Source organism: Noviherbaspirillum cavernae, assembly GCF_003590875.1.
In the GTDB taxonomy this organism is placed as follows: Bacteria; Pseudomonadota; Gammaproteobacteria; order Burkholderiales; family Burkholderiaceae_D; genus Noviherbaspirillum; species Noviherbaspirillum cavernae.
This window is the reverse complement of sequence record NZ_QYUN01000002.1, coordinates 592,710-611,217: the sequence shown is the minus strand read 5'-3', so window position 1 is coordinate 611,217 and position 18,508 is coordinate 592,710. Positions and strand designations below refer to the sequence as shown.

Below are 18,508 nucleotides of genomic sequence, written 5' to 3'. Positions count from 1 at the left end.
TCGAGCCCTCGTCATTCGGCGCAAGCGACCATCGTCATGTATCGATTCGACAAATCCCTTGCATGACGCCGTCGCGAATTGATTCACGCAGGTGTTGCCGCATTGACAAACGACTCGCACAAGCACCCCGCTGAACATGGTCCGCATGGAAACACGGTTGTACAGCAGCCATGAAGAAAATCCAGCGCACTGCACATGCCAGCTGGGACAGCAGGCGACTGCGCTTGTGACGAAAGCAAAAGACCCGCAGAAATCTCCTGCGGGTCTTTTGCTTTCCTACGGAAAATGGCTTTCTTACAACGCAGGCATTTCCCTGCCGATGTAACCGGCAATCAATGCAAGCAGCTCATCCTCGCGATACGGCTTGCCCAGATATTGATTGACACCCAGTTCCATCGCGTAGTTGCGATGCTTGGCGGCAGTACGCGAGGTGATCATGATGATCGGAATATCGCGCGTACGTTCGTCGCCACGCACGTTGCGCGTCAGGTCGAAACCATCCATGCGCGGCATTTCGATATCCACCAGCATCACGTCCGGTGTAATGGATTGCAGGTGCTCGAGTGCATCCACGCCATCCTTTGCCACCACCACCTGGTATCCCTCGCGCGACAGCAAGCGCTGCGTCACGCGGCGTACCGTCAGCGAGTCATCGACCACCATGACGATGCGTTGCGTGCGCAGGCCCTGGATCGGCTCCGCATTCGGGGCGCTTGGTTGCGCAGGCGTCATTTCGGCCACCGCACCCATCGCGTTCGGCGCATCGGATGCAATGATGCGAGGCGCACGCATGTTGTCGTGTGCCGCGCGCTGCGCCAGCGGAACGGGGTTCAGGATCAGCACGATGTCGCCGGAACCGAGCACGGTCGCGCCCGCGATACCGACCATTCGCGCCAGTTGCGGGCCGATGTTCTTGACCACCACTTCGCGGTTGCCAAGGACTTCATCGACGTGCAACGCGACACGGTCCTTGCCGCTCTTGAGAATCATCAGCGGCGAATATTGCTGCGTGACAGGTGAAACATGTGTATCGCCCAGCAACGCGGGAAGGTAATGCATCGGCACGCGCTGCCCCTGCCAGAGCACCGCGCCGTCGTTGTATGCGGCGGCAAGCGGATTGGCCCGGAGCTGCTGCACCTGTTCAACCAGCACCGAAGGCACCGCGTACGTTCTGCCACCGCAGGACAGCAGCACGACTTGCGTCACCGCCAGCGTCAATGGCAGGTGAATGGTGAATTTTGCCCCCTTGCCCGCCACCGAATGCGTCAGAACACGTCCGCCCAGCGCGGCTGCTTCGGAGCGAACCACGTCCATGCCCACGCCTCGACCCGCCAGTTCGGTGACTTCCTCCGCAGTCGAGAAACCGGGATGGAAAATCAGATCGGCAACCTCCGCATCGGTCGGTTCGCTGCCGTCCGTCAGCAAGCCTGCGCCCACGGCCTTGTTGCGAATGCTGGCCAGGTTCAAGCCCTGTCCGTCATCGGAAAACTGGATGACGACTTCATTGCCCTCCTGCCGGATTTCGACGAGTAATTCTCCCGTCTCGTTCTTGCCTGCGGCGCGGCGTGCCTCGCGCGATTCGATGCCGTGCACGATCGCGTTGCGCAGCAGATGCTCGAACGGACCGGTCATTTTTTCCAGAACGCCGCGATCGATCTCGACCGCACTGCCGCGAATATCGAGATTGACGCGCTTGTCGATCTCCTTGGCAGCCTGCCGCGTCACGCGGAACAGGCGCTCGGAAATGCTGGCGAACTGCACCATACGCACCCGCATCAGGTCCTGTTGCAGATCGCGCGTCAGGCGTGCCTGCGTCGAGAGATCGCCTGTCGCACTATCCAGCGCCCTGCTCAGGTTCTGCTGCACCGAGCCGACGTCGTTTACGCTCTCCGCCATCATCCGCGTCAATTCCTGCAGGCGCGTGAAGCGATCGAATTCCAGCGGGTCGAATTCGCGGTCGGCGGAGTGCGCCATGCGCGACGTGATCTGGGATTCGGCCTGCATTTCGATTTCACGCAACTGATCGCGCAGGCGCACCACATTTTCGGTCAACTCGGACAGGGATTGGCGCAGCGTTCCGACTTCGTTTTCCAGCTTGGAGCGCGAGATCGACACTTCACCAGCCTGATTCACCAGGCGATCGAGAATGTCGGCACGCACACGCACCAGCGTGGAGCTTGTTGCCGGCACAGCCGCAGGTCTGAAGGTCGGCGCGGTCTGCGACGCCAGCGGACCGGTCTGCAACGGCATCAAGGGTGACAGCACGACCGGATCGACATTCGCCGCCATCACATCCGCTTCGTCGGACTTCGCTGATTGACGCGGCTCATCCGCAGCTTGCGTCGCATCAGGTGCTTGCCTGATCGCACCCGGATTCTGCAATTCCTCGAAGGATTGCAATCCCTGGTCGTAACGAACCAGCAAATCATCGATTGCATGCGCCGCAGGCACGCCCAGCCGCATGATGTTCTCGATCCGGGTTTCCATGTCATGCAGATGCTGCCCGAGACTCATTGCACCCGCCATCCGCGCACTGCCCTTGAGGGTATGCAGCACGCGCAGCAGCGATTGCGGCAATCCGGCATTGGCTGGCTGCTCTTGCCACAGACGCAACACCTGGCCCATCTGCGGCAGCATGTCGCGACCTTCCTCGAGGAAAACCGGCAGCAGGTCCGCATCAAGTTCATCCTTGATGACCAAGGCCGGATCGGCTGTCGCATCGGCCGCGCTGGGGAAAACCGGTTCCGCAAATGGCGCGCCCGGAGATTGCTGTGGCAGCGAGGATGTACTCGACGCGGTCGCCCCCATTGTGGCGTCGGATCCGTCCGCGACTGCCGACTCGACCGACGCCGGCAGGTCACCCTTGAATATGGATGCATGCGATGCAGCACTGGTCTGGATGCCCGAGCGCGCTTCAATGGATTGCTTCAGGCTGTTCAGGACGCGCGCATACTCCGGCACGTGATCCGGCATCTCGCCCAGCGCGAATGCCTGCAACATCAGTCTCATCCGATCGACGCTATGCTCGAGCGTGTCGAATTCGCCGGGCGTCAGCGTGACCGGCGAGCGCGCAAGGAATTGCAACACGAGCTCAAGCGCATGTGCGATTTCCTGCAACGCCAGGAATCCGACCGTCGCTGAACTTCCCGCCAGAGAATGTGCGGCATGTACCGACTGGATGTTGACATGACGCTCTGGTTCATGACGCCATTCCGCCATGTCCTGGGCCAGCCGCCGCACCAGCTCATCGGTTTCAGCGAGGTAAATGTTGTACAGCGGGACGCTGATCTCGACATTCCCGATGCGCTTGATGTTGTCATCAAAACCGGTGCCTGACGTGGCCATGCCAGGGAAGGCAATCACTTCCGCTATCGCCGCGCCTGGCGTTACCGCCTTGTCGTGCTGCGTAATATCAACAAGCGCATCCACCGGGCTGCCCCCATTGGCTGCGACTTCCTCGGTATGGAACAATGCCAGATCCGCATCCGACAACTGGATTTCTTCGGCCTGGGGCAAAGCAGACGCCATGTCGCCCTGTTCAGGAATGCTATCCGCATCGCCGGCGGATGCGAGCGGCTCCAGCCGCAACTCCGGAAATGCATCCGCCGTCGGCGCCACCACGGGCAACTCCAGATCAAACGAAAGCTCCGGCTTCGCATCTTTCAGCACGTCAGACGGTGCCGCGTGCGCAGCAACCTGCCATTCGACGTCTGCGACAGGAGCCGCTTCCATCGTCGAGCCTGCCGCGACAGCTTCGGCATGGTCCGCCGTTTCGGCGAACACGAATGCCCCCCCTTCCCTCACGCCTTCCGCCGCGCTTGAGAGCGCATGCGGGGTGCGATTCGATCGCCCGTGCAATTGCAGGTCATCGACCCATGCCCCCAGCACCTGGGCCGCCTTGTCGAGCAGCGCATAGAGTTCGGCGTCGCCGCTGCGCGATTCGGACAAGCGCAGATTCAATACCTGTTCGATACTCCACGCGGCCTCGCCGAACGCGACCAGGCCCACCATGCGGCCGCTGCCCTTGAGCGTGTGGAACGAGCGGCGCAGCGTGGTCAGATGCTCCTGGTTGTGTGGCTCATTCCGCGATTCGGGCACAGTCTTCCTGACGCAGTCCAGCACTTCCACCGCCTCGGACAGGAAGATGTCGAGCAGCTCGGCATCGATTGCCTCGTCGGTGGAAGGCGCCGCGACAGCGGCAAGCGGTTGCATCTCGACGGATTCCTGCACCGGAACCGTTGCGGTAATGATGTCGGCCAATGCACTTCGGGAGTCGGAAAACCCGGGCCGTTCGAGAATCGCAATCCCTGTCTGCGCGCGATCATTCGCTTCCGGGTTGTCGACCAGCGTTGCATCCAGGCGAATCTGCTCCAGCGATTCCTTGAGCTGCTCCTGCAGCGCCTTGTTGCCCGGTTCCGCGCTCAGGGAAAGCGCCAGCTCGGCCGACTGCTTCTGGTGAAAAGCAAGATCGTCTTCCACTGTCGGCAGGACCGCAGTTTCCGTGACTGGCGCAATGAAGCCGTCCGGCTGGTCCACGATCACGAGGGTGGCGGCATCATCCGTCGATGCATTCGACCCGGCATTCTTGTCCAGCAGGTTGGCCTGAAACACGCCATGTGTCTCGTCAAACGAAAAGCGCTTTGCCGCGCCTTCCGCATTGTGTTGCAGCGTTTCGATAAAAAAACTCAACGCCCCCACGTTGCGGGCGACTTGCTGAAACTCCTGAACATCCGGCATCGCTTCGGATTCCGCATCGATAAAGCGCTGCACTGCTTTTCTCGTATGCCGCACCGTGCGAACCGCGTCATCCTGATCGAGAATCGCCATCGCGCCCTCGAGTTGATGCAGGATCGCATCAAGCTGGGTCAACGGTGCAGCTTGCGCCGGATCCCTGAAGTACTCGTCGAGCATCTTCTCGACCTGCCGCAGACTCGTTTGCATTTCACCGGACAGCGCCGTCATGGTTTGGCGCTGCTGCGCCTCGCGCGACATGTCATCCAGCCATTGCGCCGATTCCGCCGGCGATTCGCCGGAAACAACCGACAGCAAGCGAGCCGTCAATGCATCGGCGCGCTCGGCAAAGTTGTCCGGCAAACGCCCGATGTTGTTCAGCGAATTTTCGACGAACAAGAGACTGGTCGCCATTTCGAGGCCGATGTTGTCTCCCGGCCGGGCCCGTGCGGCATGACGCGCGATCCCGCTCAACTCGCGCAGCAGCTTCGTCAATGAAGGCGAATTCAGTTTGGCACCGGATTCCACCAGGCCATGCATCTCGTTCTCGAATGAATCCGCGATACCGACATCCCCTCCGGCAATCCGGTTCCACATGTTCTTCGCCTGCGCCAGACGTTCCTTCGCCACCACCAAGGCGTCTACATCGATCTGCCCGTAGCGTTTTTTCTCGTAATCGCCAGGCACCAGTCCATCCAACTGATAGGCAGTCCGGATTTGCCGGATGCGCGGCGCGGGATCCTTCACCTGTGCGATGAAAAACAATGCATCGCGCAGCAATCTTTCGGCAATGCTTGCCGAGCCTTGGCTCAATCGGCGTATTTGCAGATTGATGCGCGCAAACAGCTGCTTGACATAGATTTCGCTGGGAATCTGCCCCGCCGCAACCGCTTCGGCAAACCCATGCATCACCCACCAGAAGGCGCGCGATTGCGGATTTTCCTGCATCGCCTCGATCTCTCCTGTGAGATCGCGCATGACGGCAGTGTTCGCCTGTTCTGCATTACGGTCCGTACTCTTCAGGAACGGCAATAGCGCCCGCTCATAGCGCTGACGCAGGTTTGTATAGTCGGCAGAACTTGCTTCCGGCACCAAAGCGGAAATTGGCAGTTGCGGCCGGATTGCAAGGTTCGGAAAAAACAAATCGGCAGGATGAATCCGCTCTGCACCGCGCGCCTGCAGCAAGGCACGGTAGTACGGAAACAGACGCACCGGCTGGTGCGGCATTCCGGACAGCAGTTCTTCAAGATATTCCACCAGCGCCTGATAACCGTGATCGATGGCTTGCGCCAGTTCACGTGTCAGCGCGAGCTTGCCGGTATCAATGCGTTCCAGCAAATCCTCGACCGTTTCGGTAATGATGGCAACGCCGTCGACGTCCACGATCTGCAGTGCGCCGTGCGCCTGGTGCAGGTAGCTCTTGGCGTGACGCAGCGAAGTTGATTGCGCTTCCGCATCCTGTGCAGCTGCTTCATAAAGGGCGCTTCTGGAACGGGTAAGCGCTTCGCGGATTTCACCCATCACCCAGGACAGCGGTCCGGGATCGAAGTTGTCCCGGACACCTTGAGGTAAGGCGGAAGAAGGGGTGGTCATGGCTGCCTCGCGGAAGATTCAAGGGGCGACAAACCGGGAAACCGGTCCATCGCCACGCACACTATTGGTTCTATGCAGGCCGGCTAGAACTCGGGTCAGGCCATCACGCGGAAGCGCGATACCGAATTTTTCAACTCTTCGGCAAGCTTCGACAGTTCGCGAATGGAGTGCGCGGTCTGCTGCGTGCCATGCTGCGTCTGCTCGGTCACCGTCAGAATGTTCTGGATGTTTTGCGCAACGCCGTTGGCCGAGGTCGCCTGCTGCTCCGTAGCGGAGGAAATGTCCTGAATCAGATCGGCCAACCGGTTCGACACGCGCCGGATTTCCGCCAGCGCCGCACCGGCCGCATCGGACAGTTTGGCTCCTTCGACCACGCCCTGCGTCGATTTTTCCATCGCGGCGACGGCGTCGTGCGTATCGGTCTGAATCGTGCGCACCAGCGCACCGATCTGCTTGGTCGCTTCGCCGGAGCGTTCCGCGAGGCGCTGGACTTCTTCTGCAACCACCGAGAACCCGCGTCCGGCCTCGCCTGCGGAGGCTGCCTGGATCGCCGCGTTCAACGCCAGCACGTTGGTCTGTTCGGTAATATCGGAAATCAGTTCGGTGATTTCACCGATCTCCTGTGACGACTCGCCCAGTCGCTTGATTCGCTTCGACGTTTCCTGAATCTGTTCGCGAATTTCATTCATGCCCTTGATCGCGTCACCCACTGCCTTCGCGCCTTCTTCCGCGGCGGTCACCGACTGCCGCGCGACCTCGGCGGACTCATTGGCGGATTTTGACACGTCGGTAATCTGCACCGCCATTTCGAGCACGGCCTGGCCGGTTTCCTGGATTTCACGCGACTGCTTCTGCGACGCGACCATCAGCTCAGTCGAGATGTTTTGCGCCTGGTTGGATGCGGAAGTCACCTGCTCCGCCGTTGTCGTCACCCGCCCGACCAGTCCGCGCAACTCTTCCACGGTGTAGTTCACCGAGTCGGCGATCGCACCGGTGATGTCTTCCGACACCGTCGCCTGCACAGTCAAGTCACCGTCCGCCACTTCCTGCAGTTCATTCATCAAGCGCAAAATGGCAGCCTGATTCTGGTCGTTGGCGCGCTTGGCCTCGTCCTCCTTCTGAATCGCCAGAAGACGCTGGTCATCGGCCTGCTGGCGGCGCAGTTCTGCTTCCTTGGTGCGGTTGCGGCCATCCTGCAACAGGACCAAGGCGGTACCGACCGCGGCGATCAGCGCGGCGACTGCGCTCGCCACCATCAGCCAGAAGGTCCAGTTCAGCGAATCCTCCTCCGCGCGATAGGTTTGCTGCAGCGTGGTCAGGCGCTGTTTGAGCGTTTCGTTTTCGGCGAAGATCAGCTGTTCCGATTGTTTGGCCACAATGAAGTTCTGGAGATTACCAAGAATGGTCGCCACCGACTGCTGATATTCGGCAAAGGTTTTTTGCAATTCAATGAGTTTTTCGTGCGTATCCTGATCCTTGGTCGCGGCGAGGCGCAACACGTCGCTTCCGTTCAAGAATCCATCCGTGATGTCGCGGAAGGTATTGGTGTCCTTGCCGAGCAGGAACGCCGTTTCCGGGTTCACACCTTCGGACGTCAGGAATTCATTTGCGCTGCGGCCAAGCCGCTGGGTCAACATCACAAGCTGGCCGGCGGCGGAAATTTCACGCGGCGACGCGCCGCTTTGCGCCTTCAGGGTCGCGATCTGTTCGGTCAGTTCGAGCAAGACGGGCGACAGCGCATTCAGCTTTTGAAGCGTGGTACCAAACCCGGTCAACTCATTCTTCAACTTGAGAATCGTGTCTGCTGCCTTGTCCGAATTGGCCCAGACCTTCTGCGTGTCGCTCAGGATTGCGGCCATGCTGGCGTTGGGTGCATCCACATCGCGGCCCTGGTAGTCCCCGCCATTGAGCAGAACGTTCAAATCGCGATTGAATTCCTTGCGACTGTCATCGAGCTGTTTGAAAGCCTCCAGATTGCCTTGAATTGCATTAGGCGCCGCCTTGCCGATACGTTGCGAATGCATCAGTGCGTTACCGGCGATCTGCGTCTGCGTGGAAGCAAGAATGGAGTGGCTGGAATTGAGTCCCACAAAAAGCGCGCCGGCGACAAGCGAGATGCCCAATGTCGACAGCAAAATACTGATCTGCTTCTGCAGCGGCAGATGGCCAATCAGGGGCAAGCTGATGTCGCCCGTTTTCTGCAGTGCATCCCCGAGGAAGGTTGCGTTCAGATTCGGTTGCGCCGATGCGCCGCTGCCTGCCGGCGCGACAATCACACCCTGTGCATGGCCGTCGGAGACTCCCTCTTTCTCGGCAAGCTCTTCCTTGTTGCCTTTGGAAAAGAACGGTAGATTGAACGCCATTACTGAGTCTCCTCGTTTAAGTACGGTATGGGAGCCTGCCTGGTTATGCAGGCTGCGGCTTACAAGCCAACATGCAGGAATCGCGGATCCTGCACGATTACGGAAAGGTTGAGTTCGGTCCAGACATGAGAATCGCGATCAAGATAGCGATGCGCGGACCATGGCGCGGCATCTCCATCGGAAGCGGATTGGCGTTCCATTTCAGCGACATTGCGCAAGCCCATCACGCGGGACACCAGCAAGCCGGTATTGAAAGACAGCGAAGGAGAAAACGCGATGATTCGGCTTTCCTTGTCGATCTGCGTCGGGGACAAGCCTTGAAAGTTTGCGAAATCGATGACGCAGACCAAATTGCCGCGAATATTGGTCAGGCCGAGAAACCACTCTTGCGTCAGCGGAACCTTGGTGATTGCGCCAACGGACACGATTTCGCCAGCGTCCTGCAGGTTCAGCAGCCAACGGGTTTGGCCGATCATCACGCCGAGCAGACTGACATGTTCCTGTGTGCCGCTGCGTACCGCCTGCATGCGCTCAACCAACTGTGTCTGGAATTCGCGCAGGCGGGTTCGACGGGTACCGGCATCCGGGATTGTCAATGCAGCGCCCGATACATGATCCGGATTGAGTGATGTCATGAGCGGATTTTTATCCAAGCGCGGCGATCTTTGCGAGCAGTTCCTGGGGATCTACCGGCTTGACGATATAGTCACGCGCACCTTGGCGCAGGCCCCAGATGCGGTCCGTTTCCTGCCCCTTGCTGGTGCAGATGATGATTGGCACTTCTTGTGTTTCCGGGTCTCTGGCAATGGCACGGGTGATCTGAAAACCGTTCTGGCCGGGCATCACCACATCCATCAAAATCAGTTGCGGCTTGTCTGCCTTTACCTTCAGCAAGGCCTCCTCGCCGTTTTCGGCGGTGGAGACGGAAAAGCCGTTTTTGATAAGGATATCCGTCAGAAAATAACGCTCCGTCGGTGAATCATCCACTACGAGAATTTTTTGTATGGCCATCCTGAACCTTTAGCTTCGGGAAATTACTTGGAAAATGCGAGTTCGGTATATTCGCGCACGGTCTTGAGCAGACTGTCTTTGGTGAAAGGTTTTGTGAGATATGCGTCAGAACCGACCATTGCGCCACGTGCCCGGTCGAACAACCCATCCTTCGAGGACAGCATGACGACCGGGGTGGAATGGAATTTCGAGCTTTTCTTGATCAATGCACAGGTTTGATAACCATCGAGCCGCGGCATCAGGATGTCGCAGAAAATCAGTGCGGGCTTATGGTCATTCATTTTGGCAAGTGCGTCGAAGCCATCATCAGCGAGGATGACCTGATAGCCTGCCTGACCCAGGAAAATTTCCGCGGAGCGACGAATGGTGCTGCTATCGTCGATGACCATGATCTTGAGACGGGCGTTTTCCTGAGGTGTTGTCATGACGTGCTCTCAATAAACTTCCGTCCAATATACGGCGCAAATGTTATAAAAAGCAAGATACTGTAAAGCAATACGCCGACTGCTCTTTCAGCCACCGTGGTTTTTATGCGAAATTCCGAAAAGTTGCAATAATAGCAAAGCGATGCCGTTCTTAAATGGCAACCATTTCGAAGTCTTCCTTGCGCGCACCGCATTCTGGACAAGTCCAGTTCATCGGCACATCGTCCCAGCGCGTACCAGGGGCGATTCCCTCTTCAGGCAGACCTGCCTCTTCGTCGTAGACCCATCCGCAAATCAAACACATCCAAGTCTTGAATTCCTGCTTCGTTTCGTTATTGCTCACGTGTGCGTGCCCTTCAATCAAGTAAAATGCAAAGTCGAATATCTTAATCTACCAGCCGTGCAAAACCAAACTTCCCCACTCATACTGACGTTCGGTGCGGCAGACCCTGTGGGTGCCATCGGCATACAAGCTGACCTCGCGTCGTTTGCCGCGATGGGGTGTCACGGACTTTCTGTCGTGACATCAATCTTGATCAGCGACACGACCCGCATCGAGGATGTGCAAATCATCGATGCCGATTGGGTTGCGGATCAGGCGCGCGTGGTGCTGGAAGACATGCCGGTCGCGGCATTCAAGGTCGGCATCGTCGGCGGCATCGAGAACGTGTCGGTCATCGCGGAAATCGTGTCGGACTATCCCGACATCCCTCTGATCCTCGATCCGTTCATTTCAGCCATGCCGGACCTGGGTCCGGAAGCCGAGGACACGCTGATCGCAATCCGCGAATTGCTGATTCCGCAAACCACGATATTCGTGACATCGGCAGTTGAACTGGGACACCTCGCCGAGACGTGGCGTGAACCTTCCGCCGACGACACCATGGCTGCGGATGCGATGCAGCTCATCGACTCGGGCTGCGAATATGTATTCGTGACCAATACGCCGGGCGATGTGCATGGTGTGACCAACAGCCTCTTCAATGAATCGGGGGTGATGCGGAACGACACATGGCAAAGGCTGTCCGGCCCCTTCACCGGCGCAGGCGGCACATTGTCTGCCACCATCGCCGCGATGCTCGCCAACGGCGTCGATGTCCCTGCCGCAGCTTTCGAAGCACAGGAATTCACCAATGCGACGCTCGCCGGCGCGCAAAGGCTCGGGATGGGGAAACTGATTCCGGACCGCTATTTCTGGGCGCGCGAATCCGCTGCCGACTCCAATCAATGATTCTTTTTCATTTCTTCGCATGACTTCCAGGAACGACTCCCTATTCGCTCGCGCACAAATCAGTACACCAGGCGGCGTCAATTCGCCGGTGCGTGCCTTCCGATCCGTTGGCGGCACGCCGCGTTTCATCACCCGCGCCGAAGGCCCCTATTTCTGGGACGCTGACGACAGACGTTACATCGACTACATCGGCTCCTGGGGCCCCGCGATCGTGGGTCACGCTCATCCGGCCGTCATCAAGGCCGTGCAGGACGCGGCGGCGCGTGGCTTGAGCTTCGGCGCACCGACCGAAGCGGAAATCGAGATGGCAGAAGAGATTTGCCGCCTGTTGCCGTCGGTCGAACAAGTGCGGCTGGTATCGAGCGGCACGGAGGCGGCCATGAGCGCCTTGCGTCTGGCACGCGGCGCAACCGGTCGCGACAAGATCATCAAGTTCGAAGGCTGCTATCACGGCCATGCCGACTCGCTGCTGGTCAAGGCCGGCAGCGGCTTGCTGACATTCGGCAATCCGACCTCGGCCGGCGTGCCGGAAGATTTCGCCAAGCATACGCTGGTACTCGACTATAACAATCCGCAACAGCTGGAAGACGTGTTCCAGAAGATGGGAAGCGAGATCGCCTGCGTCATCGTCGAACCTGTTGCCGGCAACATGAACTTGCTGCCGGCAACGGCGGAATTTCTGGAAACGATGCGCCGCCTGTGCACACAGCATGGTGTTGTGCTGATTTTCGACGAAGTGATGTGCGGATTCCGCGTTGCCCTGGGCGGTGCGCAATCGCTCTATGGCATCACACCGGATCTGACCGTGCTGGGCAAGGTCATCGGCGGCGGACTGCCGGTCGCGGCGTTCGGCGGCCGCGCCGACCTCATGAAGCATCTCGCTCCGCTGGGATCGGTTTATCAGGCCGGCACACTGTCGGGCAACCCGGTCGCCGTCGCCGCCGGAATGAGTACATTGAAGCTGATTCAAGAACCCGGTTTTTACGAATCACTGACCGCACAGACCCGCAAGCTTGTGCAGGGCTTGTCCGATGCCGCGAAAGACGCCGGCATCAGTTTTTGTGCCAACGCGGTCGGCGGCATGTTCGGCTTGTATTTTGCCGAGAAGATTCCCGCCACTTACGGCGAGATGATGGCGTGCGACAAAAACCGCTTCAATGAATTCTTCCATGCCATGCTGGATGCCGGCGTTTATCTCGCGCCCTCAGCGTTCGAGGCAGGTTTCGTATCGGCGCAGCATGATGACACGGTCATCGAGGCGACGCTCAGCGCGGCACGCGGAGCGTTTGCCGCTCTGGCACATTGAATCGCAGCCAGAAATACCGCCCGGCGCGCATCTGTGCAGCGCACCGGGCCATCCTGATATTCCGGTTGAGTCGTTAGTTCAACCAGCCTCGACGTCGGAAATACCAGAACGGGGTAATCGCACTGGCGACCATCAGCACCAGCGCAAACGGATAACCCATGCCCCAGTCCAGCTCGGGCAGAATCTTGAAGTTCATCCCGTAGATGCTCGCGATCAGCGTCGGCGGCAGGAACGCGACGCTGGCGACCGAGAATATCTTGATGATCTTGTTCTGGTTGATGTTGATGAAGCCGACGGTTGCATCCATCAGGAAGTTGATCTTGTCGAACAGGAAGGCAGTGTGGCCATCCAGTGATTCGATGTCCCGCAGAATCTGCCGCGCCTCCTCGAACTGATCCGCATTCAGCAGGCGGCCGCGCATCAGGAAGCTGACCGCGCGACGCGTATCCATCATGTTGCGGCGGATGCGGCCGTTCAAGTCTTCCTCCTGCGCGATCGCATTCAAAATTTCGGCCGCATCGGCATCGCTCACCTGCTTTTGCAGCACGCTGCGGCTGACTTCTTCCAGGCTTTGATAAATCCCTTCCAGTGCATCCGCCGAATATTCCGCATCGGTCGCGTACAGGTCGAGCAGCACGTCCTTGTAATCGGCAATCGATCCCGGCCGCGAACGCGCGCGCATGCGCACCAGGCGGAATACCGGCAAGTCGTCATTGTGCACCGAGAACAGCATGTCCTTTGTCAGGATGAAAGCGACGGTCACGACGCGTGAGGGTCCGTCTTCCTCCTCCAGCAAAAAGTCTGTACGCAGATGCAGGTCGCCGTTCTCCGCTTCGTAGTAGCGGGCCGACGCCTCGATGTCCTTCACTTCGTCTTCGCCGGGCAGCGTGACGTCATAGATGCTCTTTACCCAGGCCCGTTCCTCGTCGTTCGGATCGGTAAGGTCGACCCACACCGGCGCGGCCTTTTCGAGGTCGTTCCGGCTTTCGATATTGACCTGGTTGAGCCGTCCGTTTTGCAAGTCAAATACATTGATCATGTGCCCTCCCGGTCATGCATGTTTGTGAAAATGCATGACGATCCTGCGAAGATCCTTCGCAGGAAATTGATTTCTGGGGAACGCGGCCATGAGTGGCCTTGATGCGCCCGCCCGCCAGTATATGGCGAGAGGCGCTTGATGAAGTCCGGAAACAGACCGGATTGGGTAGCGCTATCTCGCCGATTGACCGTCCGCCGACGGTTGACAGTTTGTACAGGGACTACCCAAGTGGGGTCTCCGAAATTGAAAACAGCGCAAGTGTACTGATATCGATTCAGACAGGCAAGCTTCCCGCAAGCGTGTCAGGGCAGCTCCGCCGCTCCCATCCGGCGCAGGATCAGGTTGGTGCGGCGCGCCAGATAGGAGGAGCCGCGATTCTTGTCATAAAAGCGGGGTTTGGGCAGCATCACGGCAAGCCTTGCCGCCTGCGACGCACTCAGTTGCGCGGCGGAGACGCCGTAATAATGCTGGGCGGCGGCCTCGGCCCCGAATACGCCGTTGCCCCATTCGACAACGTTCAGATAGATCTCGAAAATCCGTTCCTTGTCCATCCAGAATTCGAGCATGTAGGTGATCACGCCTTCCTGCGCCTTGCGCAGATAACTGCGCTCGCCCGACAGGAAAAGGTTCTTCGCAAGCTGCTGTGTGATGGTGGAACCGCCGGCGATGACCTTGCCTTTCTTCGTGTTTTTTTCGTACGCCTTCTGCATCGCCTCCCAGTCGATGCCTTCATGTTCGGAGAAATGCGAGTCTTCGGCCGCGATGATGGCGCGCTTGAGATTATTCGAGATGCGGTTGTAGGGAACCCACTTGTGCTTGAGCTTCGCGTCAGGATTCCTTTCCTGCAGCGCCGACAATTGCTGACGCATGAAGCTGGTGGTGTTCGGATTGTGATCGACCCACCACCAGATCTGCACGAAGAAATAAAGCTGCAGCACAAGCACGACGAGTATCGGGATGAGGACAATCCACATCAGCAACTTGCGCAGGAATTTCATGCGGTCAGAGTCCTGCGCGCAGTTCTGCGAATACAGCTGCCGTATCGGGCCTGACGCCGCGCCACACATGGAAGGCTTCAGCCGCCTGCTCGACCAGCATGCCGAGGCCGTCACGCACCGCAGCGCCGTGTTGCGCGGCGAACTGCATGAACACCGTTGGCGCCTTCCCGTACATCATGTCATATGCGAGCGATCCGCCGTCGAATACCTCCGGCGAAATCGGCGGCACCTCCGATGCGAGACTGGCCGAGGTGGCATTGATCACGATGTCGAACCGGCCTTGCAGCGACGCGAAATCGCCGCCACGGACACTGCCGTTCGCCGCAAACTGCGCCGCCAGCTCCACGGCCTTCGACACGGTGCGATTGGCGATCACCAGCTCGGCCGGATCTTCCGCGAGCAGCGGCAGCACCACGCCGCGCGATGCGCCGCCGGCACCGAGCAGCAGCACACGCTTGCCGCGAATCGCGACGGCGGCATTGCGCACAATGTCGGTGACCAGGCCGACACCATCGGTGTTGTCGCCGATGATGGCGGAGTCGTCGAACTTCAGGGTATTCACCGCGCCAGCCGCCCGCGCCCGCGTGGTCAGCGAGGTCGCCAGCGCGCAGGCTTCGAGCTTGAAGGGAACGGTGACGTTTGCGCCCTTTCCGCCTGCATCGATGAAGGCGTGCACGGTGGCAGCGAAACCATCGAGGGGCGCGAGCAGACGTTCGTAGGTGAGCGCCTGATTCGTTTGCGCGGCGAAACGCGCATGGATGGCGGGCGACTTGCTGTGGGCGATCGGATTGCCAATGACTGCATAGCGATCAGGCATTCCTACTGGCCCCCGCCGCGCAGATTGGCCTCAAGACCGCCTTCGCGGGTGAATTTGAAATTCGTGACCAGCACCCAGACATCATCCTTGCCGGCCGAGCGCATGTTTTGAGGGAACTTGCCGAAGGGTGCGGACCGCCGCACGATGCGCTTGGCGGCTTCATCCAGTGCCGGATTGCCGGAGGATTTGTCGACGGTCAAACCGCCATCCTTGTCATAGATCGTGCCATCCTGATAAATGGAAATGGAAAGCACGAGCTCGCCGTACAGCTTTCTGCCATCTTTCTGCGGGAAGTTGAGCGTGCCGACTTTCTCGATCCGCTCGCGCAGCGCGTTGTAGTACATCGCGTATCCGACTTCCCGGGTGCTCGGCGAGATCATCGTCTTCTTCGGACGCTTGTTGTAGTCCTCGATATCTTTTGCAATCTCGGCTGCACTGCGGCGAATCTCGCTATCGCTATCGGTGACGTCCTTGCCATCGTGCCGGGGCTGCGCATCCTTCGACTGGATGGCATCCTTCGTTTGTGGAGCGGCATGGCGCGTCTTCTTGTTCAATTGCGCCAGCATCTCTTGCTGCTGCTTTTCCATTTCCTCAATCCGGCGCTGCATTGTTTTCAGGCTTTCGCCGTTCTCGTTCTTGCGCATGTCGGGCAATGGCGATTTCGACCGTCCGGCCTCGGCATTGCCGCCGCCGTCAAGATTCGCCTGCGCCAGCGCATCCGCCTTGACCGGCTTCTTATCGTGCTTGGCATTGACCAGGATGACTTCCAGACCGGGGTCGGTCGGCTCGAACTTGAATGAATCCGGCGCAACGAAGCGCACCGCCAGCAATGCACCATGCACCAGTACCGAGATGGCGATGGCAATGGTCAGAGTTCGGTTTTGTCGAATGAACATCACGCGGCGAGTGCAGGCGATTGCAGAAGGTTTGAATTTTACGACAAAGGTCGGCGTTTCAAACCGACATTTCGGCGGAGCTCATTCGGGCACGGTTTCCGTGTCGTTTTCGCCATCGATTTCGGCAATTTCTTCTCCGGGAGCGGCGGCAGCACTTGCGATTTCGAGCAAACGCGCCTCGACTGTCAGATCCACGTCGTCCCAGCGGATCAGGTCGAGCTTGACTTGCGTGCCGCGCGCCGTTTGCGGCATGCCTGCCAACTTGATGATCAATGGAATATCGACCAGACGCAGCACTTCATCCTTCAGCACGACCGCCTCGACCTGTCGCGCATTTTCCTGCGCCAACCAGCGCAGGCACCAGTAGCGTTCCATGTTCGACTGGAAATCGCCATAAGCGGAGTAAGCGGCATCGAAAGCGGACACGATCGCAAACAGATCGGCATCCTTGGGCTTGAAGGGCGCGACCAGCGGCGCCGTGACGCCGTGCTCGACGCAGGCGAGGATCTGCCACTGATTCACCAGATCGGTGTAACGCCGCAGCGGCGACGTGCTCCACGCGTACTGATCGACGCCGAGGCCCTGATGCGGCGCGGCGTGCGTCACCATGCGCACCTGCATCCTTGCGGCCCAGCCACCACCGCCGCCACCCTGGCTGCGGTAGATACCGGGCACACCATGGTCATGCATCAGCTTGCCCCATGTGCTGTTGGCGAAGATCATCAGTTCCGCGACGATCTTGTCGAGCGGCGCGCCGCGCTTGCGGCGGGCGATCGTCACCACGTCGTCTTCGACATAGAAATTGAAATCGACGCGATTGGTCTGTTCCGGTTTCAGGCCGAAACCTTCGCGCTTCGCCATCCGTCCTTTTTCGAGCACCTGTGCCCATTGCCACAATTGCGCGATATCTGCCTTGTGCGGATAGTCGCCGGCATCGGCGGCAAGCGCTTCCTCGGTGACCAGTTCGTCCAGCTCGTTGTGGCGCAGATTGGCGGCGATCGGTACCAGTTCAGCTTTGGTCTCGGTGGAGACGACCGACCAGTCTTGCGTGTCCAGTGTCGCGTACAGCGAAAGGGCAGGACAGGTCTTGCCCTCCGCCAGCGTAAATGCGTCAACCAGCGCGTCCGGCAGCATGGTGATCTTGTCGCCAGGCATATAGACCGTCGACAGCCGTTGCCGCGCAATCGCGTCAATCGTGTCGCCGCGCTTGATGCCCAGGCCCGGCGCGGCGATGTGAATGCCGACGCGGATTCTGCCGTCAGCGAGCGGCACGATCGAGAACGCATCGTCGATTTCCGTGGTCGTCACATCATCGATCGAAAACGCCTGCACGTCGGCCACGGACAGCGACGGCGCAGACGGTATCGTAATCGCGGGAAAGCCGGTTCCCTTGGGGAAAAACTCGTGCAGGAATCTTGAATAGTGCAACTCCCTGGGAGAGCCAATGCCGCCGGTCGCCAGCATCAGACGCGCCGCACTGGTCTGCAGCTCATTGCACGCCGCTTCCAATGCCTTGTATTCGATGCTGTTCTTGTCCGGCCTGAAGAGCAGTTGCAGCGCCGCCGCCCGGATCGAATCGGGCAGGCGATGCGCCTTCAGTTCCTCGACATACTGCGCCTGGACCAGCGCCTGCTGCTTCTTTTTCTCGATACCGGCCAGCGCGGCTTTCAGCGATGCTTCCGGTGCGGCCTTGTAACGGCCTTTGCCCTTCTTGTAGAAATAGACAGGCGCGCCATGCAGGCGTAGCAGCAATCCTGCCGCCTCGCCCGGTTTCGGATCGTGGCCGAAATATTCATTGCCCAGTTCGGCGAAACCGAATTCTTCCTGCCCCGCGACTTCCCACAAGAAGTCGAGGTCGATGTCTGCGGCGACCGCCTGTGCGTCCGTCATCAATTGCGCAGGATCGGGCGAGGCGAATTGCAACAGCACGTCTTTCGCCTTGACCTTGGTACGTTTTCCGGTCGACATCTCGACCTGATAGGCTTCGCCCTGCTGCGACAACACCGCGCCGGCCTTGAAGTCACCGGACTCTTCGAAAAATAGATTCATCAAATACTTTGCTTGTTAATTTCATCATGCGGCGCTTGCGGCCTGTGCC

General features: G+C 59.2%; 13 protein-coding genes. 2 read left to right on the top strand and 11 right to left on the bottom strand.

Going from position 1 to position 18,508, the window contains the following annotated elements; translation table 11 throughout:
* Positions 1–294 precede the first annotated feature (294 nt).
* The 6 genes from D3870_RS02970 to D3870_RS02945 form a co-directional block, all read right to left on the bottom strand.
* Positions 295–6,324, bottom strand: coding sequence for a hybrid sensor histidine kinase/response regulator (locus tag D3870_RS02970; RefSeq protein WP_119736545.1), 6,030 nt, complete (start codon positions 6,322–6,324; stop codon positions 295–297).
* Between the two features lie 95 nt (positions 6,325–6,419).
* Positions 6,420–8,687, bottom strand: a complete 2,268-nt coding sequence (locus tag D3870_RS02965; protein ID WP_119736543.1) for a methyl-accepting chemotaxis protein — start codon at positions 8,685–8,687, stop codon at positions 6,420–6,422.
* Positions 8,688–8,746: 59 nt separating this feature from the next.
* Positions 8,747–9,322, bottom strand: a complete 576-nt coding sequence (locus D3870_RS02960) for a chemotaxis protein CheW (RefSeq protein ID WP_340638428.1) — start codon at positions 9,320–9,322, stop codon at positions 8,747–8,749.
* A gap of 10 nt (positions 9,323–9,332) precedes the next feature.
* The gene (locus D3870_RS02955) at positions 9,333–9,698 is read right to left on the bottom strand and encodes a response regulator transcription factor (protein ID WP_119736541.1); all 366 of its coding nucleotides are present in this window, start codon (positions 9,696–9,698) and stop codon (positions 9,333–9,335) included.
* Between the two features lie 23 nt (positions 9,699–9,721).
* Positions 9,722–10,123 (bottom strand): response regulator, encoded by a 402-nt coding sequence (locus D3870_RS02950; RefSeq protein WP_119736539.1) that lies wholly within the window; start codon positions 10,121–10,123, stop codon positions 9,722–9,724.
* 151 nt (positions 10,124–10,274) lie between these two features.
* The gene (locus D3870_RS02945) at positions 10,275–10,427 is read right to left on the bottom strand and encodes a rubredoxin (RefSeq protein ID WP_061536974.1); all 153 of its coding nucleotides are present in this window, start codon (positions 10,425–10,427) and stop codon (positions 10,275–10,277) included.
* Positions 10,428–10,523: 96 nt separating this feature from the next.
* Here D3870_RS02945 and thiD point away from each other — a divergent pair, with 96 nt between their 5' ends.
* A complete protein-coding gene (thiD, locus tag D3870_RS02940) occupies positions 10,524–11,354 on the top strand; it encodes a bifunctional hydroxymethylpyrimidine kinase/phosphomethylpyrimidine kinase (RefSeq protein ID WP_119736537.1) in 831 nt (276 codons plus the stop codon).
* 19 nt (positions 11,355–11,373) lie between these two features.
* Positions 11,374–12,660 carry a glutamate-1-semialdehyde 2,1-aminomutase gene (gene hemL / locus D3870_RS02935; protein WP_119736535.1) on the top strand — a complete coding sequence of 429 codons (1,287 nt, stop codon included), beginning with the start codon at positions 11,374–11,376 and terminating at the stop codon, positions 12,658–12,660.
* Positions 12,661–12,733: 73 nt separating this feature from the next.
* Here the strand turns inward: hemL and corA are convergent, their stop codons facing one another.
* The 5 genes from corA to D3870_RS02910 all read right to left on the bottom strand — a co-directional run bounded on the left by corA (position 12,734) and on the right by D3870_RS02910 (position 18,459).
* A complete protein-coding gene (corA, locus tag D3870_RS02930) occupies positions 12,734–13,699 on the bottom strand; it encodes a magnesium/cobalt transporter CorA (protein WP_119736533.1) in 966 nt (321 codons plus the stop codon).
* 302 nt (positions 13,700–14,001) lie between these two features.
* The gene (gene mtgA / locus D3870_RS02925) at positions 14,002–14,697 is read right to left on the bottom strand and encodes a monofunctional biosynthetic peptidoglycan transglycosylase (RefSeq protein WP_119736531.1); all 696 of its coding nucleotides are present in this window, start codon (positions 14,695–14,697) and stop codon (positions 14,002–14,004) included.
* A gap of 4 nt (positions 14,698–14,701) precedes the next feature.
* Positions 14,702–15,514, bottom strand: coding sequence for a shikimate dehydrogenase (gene aroE / locus D3870_RS02920; RefSeq protein ID WP_119736529.1), 813 nt, complete (start codon positions 15,512–15,514; stop codon positions 14,702–14,704).
* 2 nt (positions 15,515–15,516) lie between these two features.
* Entirely contained in the window at positions 15,517–16,410 is an 894-nt protein-coding gene (locus D3870_RS02915) for a TonB family protein (protein WP_119736527.1), read from the bottom strand.
* An 81-nt stretch (positions 16,411–16,491) separates the two neighbouring features.
* Positions 16,492–18,459, bottom strand: a complete 1,968-nt coding sequence (locus D3870_RS02910) for a ribonuclease catalytic domain-containing protein (RefSeq protein WP_119736525.1) — start codon at positions 18,457–18,459, stop codon at positions 16,492–16,494.
* Between the last annotated feature and the right edge of the window lie 49 nt (positions 18,460–18,508).

Excerpts from the sequence above, each read along its gene's own strand:
- D3870_RS02970 (WP_119736545.1), bottom strand. The coding sequence starts at position 6,324 with ATGACCACCCCTTCTTCCGCCTTACCTCAAGGTGTCCGGGACAACTTC.
- D3870_RS02965 (WP_119736543.1), bottom strand. The coding sequence starts at position 8,687 with ATGGCGTTCAATCTACCGTTCTTTTCCAAAGGCAACAAGGAAGAGCTT.
- D3870_RS02960 (WP_340638428.1), bottom strand. The coding sequence starts at position 9,322 with ATGACATCACTCAATCCGGATCATGTATCGGGCGCTGCATTGACAATC.
- D3870_RS02955 (WP_119736541.1), bottom strand. The coding sequence starts at position 9,698 with ATGGCCATACAAAAAATTCTCGTAGTGGATGATTCACCGACGGAGCGT.
- D3870_RS02950 (WP_119736539.1), bottom strand. The coding sequence starts at position 10,123 with ATGACAACACCTCAGGAAAACGCCCGTCTCAAGATCATGGTCATCGAC.
- D3870_RS02945 (WP_061536974.1), bottom strand. The coding sequence starts at position 10,427 with ATGTGTTTGATTTGCGGATGGGTCTACGACGAAGAGGCAGGTCTGCCT.
- hemL (WP_119736535.1), top strand. The coding sequence starts at position 11,374 with ATGACTTCCAGGAACGACTCCCTATTCGCTCGCGCACAAATCAGTACA.
- corA (WP_119736533.1), bottom strand. The coding sequence starts at position 13,699 with ATGATCAATGTATTTGACTTGCAAAACGGACGGCTCAACCAGGTCAAT.
- mtgA (WP_119736531.1), bottom strand. The coding sequence starts at position 14,697 with ATGAAATTCCTGCGCAAGTTGCTGATGTGGATTGTCCTCATCCCGATA.
- aroE (WP_119736529.1), bottom strand. The coding sequence starts at position 15,514 with ATGCCTGATCGCTATGCAGTCATTGGCAATCCGATCGCCCACAGCAAG.
- D3870_RS02915 (WP_119736527.1), bottom strand. The coding sequence starts at position 16,410 with ATGTTCATTCGACAAAACCGAACTCTGACCATTGCCATCGCCATCTCG.
- D3870_RS02910 (WP_119736525.1), bottom strand. The coding sequence starts at position 18,459 with ATGAATCTATTTTTCGAAGAGTCCGGTGACTTCAAGGCCGGCGCGGTG.